Source organism: Bacillus sp. GMs2/2 (assembly GCF_050172095.1).
GTDB lineage: Bacteria > Bacillota > Bacilli > Bacillales > Bacillaceae_G > Bacillus_A > Bacillus_A cereus.
Genome location: NZ_JBNLYE010000421.1, coordinates 1 through 3,143, shown reverse-complemented (window position 1 = coordinate 3,143; position 3,143 = coordinate 1). Strand labels below are relative to the sequence as shown.

Below are 3,143 nucleotides of genomic sequence, written 5' to 3'. Positions count from 1 at the left end.
GAAGAGCTTGTGAAAAAACAGTTTGGCAGCAATGCAGATAAATATGTAAATAGTAAAATACATGCTAAAGGACTGGATTTACAATATGTAGTTCAACAAGTTGAGTCTCGTCATAATAATCGTCTTCTTGATGTTGCTACTGGTGGCGGGCATGTGGCAAATATGTTAGCACCTATGTTTAAAGAAGTAGTTGCACTTGATTTAACAGAACAGATGTTAGAAAAAGCAAAAGTTTTTATAAAGCAGAATGGTCATGAAAATGTATCTTTTGTAGCAGGAAATGCAGAGAATTTACCATTTGCAGACCATTTTTTTGATACAATTACATGCCGGATTGCAGCCCATCATTTTACGAGTCCGGCTCAATTTATTTATGAAGTAAATCGTACGTTGGAGGATAATGGATTATTCATCTTAATAGATAATGTTTCGCCAGAAAATAATGAATATAATACATTTTATAATTTTATAGAAAAAAAGCGTGACCCAAGTCATGAACGAGCTCTAAAAAAGACAGAATGGCTTACTTTATTAGAAAAAAACGGTTTGCAAATGCAGTCATGTCTTACTTTTGATAAGAAGTTTGATTTTGACTGGTGGTGTAATATGATGGATGTCCCTTTACAAAAGCGTGAAAAATTAACAGAATGTATGATGAAAGCACCAAACGAAATGAAGGGATATTTTAATATTCAATTTAAAAATAATAAAGTAGAATCGTTCTATACTGAAATGGCTATGTTTATATGTAAAAAAAGTACAACGTTAAAAAGATAAATGTGTTGCAGTCTTTCTGAAGTACGATATACTTAGTACAGAGAAACCGAGAATTGAGGAATAGTTATAATGATTCGTGTACGCATTGAAGGTACTGAGGAAGAAATGCTTGAATTTATGGGGAAAATGCCAGACATTCCTGGATTTGAAAAGACACATATGAGAGAGCCGAGAAAAGGAAATAACCCGAAATACGATTCAAGTAAAAATGTACTTGCATATTTGTCTTATAAAAAGATTGAAGTCGCCAATAAATAGGCGGCTTTTTTAGTTTGCGCTGTTTCACCGCCTTGTCTTTTTCACATAATAATAATAATAGTAGATTATGCTCAAGAGGGGTGAGAATAGTTAATAAGAAAATTATCTTTTTTGGAGACTTTGGTATTGATGACGCCGTAGCGTTAATTTATGCAAATAAAACATGTAAATTAGATATTCTAGGTATTGTTGCTGAGTACGGGAATGTATCACGAGATATTGTTACGGAAAATGTTTATTTTTTAGAAAGGTACTATGCTACACAAGTGAAAATTATTGAAGGTGCGAGTAGACCGATGACAGCTGAAGAGCCTTTGTTTTTCCCTGAAATCCACGGGGATCACGGTTTAGGTCCTATTATTCCACCTGAGATGAGAATTTGTAAACGAGAAAATTTTTGTGAATTAATCAAATTAATCGAACCTTGTCCAGAAGATATTATAATTGTGGCGACAGGGAGACTAACGACGCTTGCTACGTTATTTTTATTGTATCCAAATATAATGGATCGTATTTGTTCGTATTATATAATGGGCGGCGCTTTCCTATTTCCAGGTAATGTTACACCTGTATCTGAAGCGAATTTTTATGGTGATCCAATTGCAGCAAATATTGTTATGAAATATGCGAAAAACGCTAGCATATACCCGTTAAATGTAACACAGGGCGCGCTTATAACACCTGAAATGGCCAATATAATAGATAAACAAGGAACTGGACAGGCGAAACTCATTAAACCAATGATTGATTTTTATTATGAGAACTTTTATAAAAAAGAATATCCGGGTATTGGTGGAAGTCCTATACACGATTTACTACCGTTTATCTCGTTTATAAATGACAGTATTTTCGAATATAAAAAATCGGCAGTGTGGATTAGTACGACAAATGATGTGACTAGGGGCCAAAGTGTAGCAGACTTTAGAAAAATAGCTGAGCCAACAAGGTTTGATGATCGGCCGATTCAAAGAATTGCTGTTGGTTTTAACTATGCAGCTTTTAAAGAAGAGTTTATGCGAACAATATTGAAGCCAGATTGTCCTTAATGTGTGTAATAAAAAGTCGGATAAATCGTTAGTTCAAAAAAGGTTTAATCTGTGTGTATTATTCTCAAAAATCTTAAAGTTGAACAACATGAATAACTTATGAAAAATGTCACATAACTAATGGTAAGCAATTGTTTCTAATTATATTTTGATTGGTGAAATGTAAAGGAGGTTATTATATGATTTGGTCTTTAATCGTCGGTGGTATATTAGGGTGGCTTGCGAGCTTAATTACTGGAAAGGACGTACCTGGTGGTGTAATAGGTAATATTATTGCTGGTATTATCGGTTCTTGGGTTGGTTCGAAATTACTTGGTAGTTTTGGTCCAGTCATTGGCGGATATGCAATTATTCCAGCTTTAATCGGTGCGATCATTTTAATTTTCATCGTAAGCTTCTTATTACGAGCAATGCGAAAATGAATGTAAGGACTGTTTACATTTGTAAGCAGTCCTTTTTATATGTTATGCTAGTATTATACAATCAGGAGGTGTCAGCATTGAAAACATTCACAGTAAATTTCCATCAAGAAGATAATGCTAAAGCGACAACAGTACAGAAATTAAGTGAAGAGGACTTTAACAAAGCAACAGAAAAAGGCACTCGTCATCTATTTGATTTAGATACAAACGTTGGATTCTTCGTATTCTTTGATGCAGAAGATGCAGAAGGAAACGATCAATACTTAATGTTACAATACGAAGGTGATCATGAAGAGCCAACTGCGTGCTACGGATTTGATTTAAAACTATACTATCAATTTTTAGCACTGTACTTAAACGATCTTGAGTTCCAAGGTGAAACAGATGAGGAAGAGGAAGAATACGGTCCAATTCATCATTTAGCGCATTTACTTTATCATATTGTTGAAGATGGTAAATCAATCGAAGTGTAATATACATATTTGAAGCTGCCCTTTTTGGGCAGCTTTTTTATATGACATTGGAATGGTGTACTGTGAGCTAAATAAAGTGAAACTTTAATCAGTGGGGTGTTCATCCCCACTGATTATCAGCCCTCACCAAGCGGGCTTTTACGGACAGCAGGGCCCCCACCTAACTT

The 3,143-nt window shown here is 34.6% G+C and carries 5 protein-coding genes; all 5 read left to right on the top strand.

Annotated features, from left to right (window positions below):
- Positions 1-777: class I SAM-dependent methyltransferase (locus ACQGS6_RS25425; protein WP_426965802.1), on the top strand; the 777-nt coding region annotated here is incomplete at its 5' end.
- Between the two features lie 69 nt (positions 778-846).
- Entirely contained in the window at positions 847-1,035 is a 189-nt protein-coding gene (locus ACQGS6_RS25420) for a DUF3970 family protein (protein WP_000621885.1), read from the top strand.
- A gap of 80 nt (positions 1,036-1,115) precedes the next feature.
- Positions 1,116-2,081, top strand: a complete 966-nt coding sequence (locus ACQGS6_RS25415; RefSeq protein WP_001223681.1) for a nucleoside hydrolase — start codon at positions 1,116-1,118, stop codon at positions 2,079-2,081.
- 179 nt (positions 2,082-2,260) lie between these two features.
- Positions 2,261-2,503 carry a GlsB/YeaQ/YmgE family stress response membrane protein gene (locus ACQGS6_RS25410; protein WP_000638306.1) on the top strand — a complete coding sequence of 81 codons (243 nt, stop codon included), beginning with the start codon at positions 2,261-2,263 and terminating at the stop codon, positions 2,501-2,503.
- 77 nt (positions 2,504-2,580) lie between these two features.
- Entirely contained in the window at positions 2,581-2,976 is a 396-nt protein-coding gene (locus tag ACQGS6_RS25405) for a hypothetical protein (RefSeq protein WP_000847593.1), read from the top strand.
- Positions 2,977-3,143: the final 167 nt, after the last annotated feature.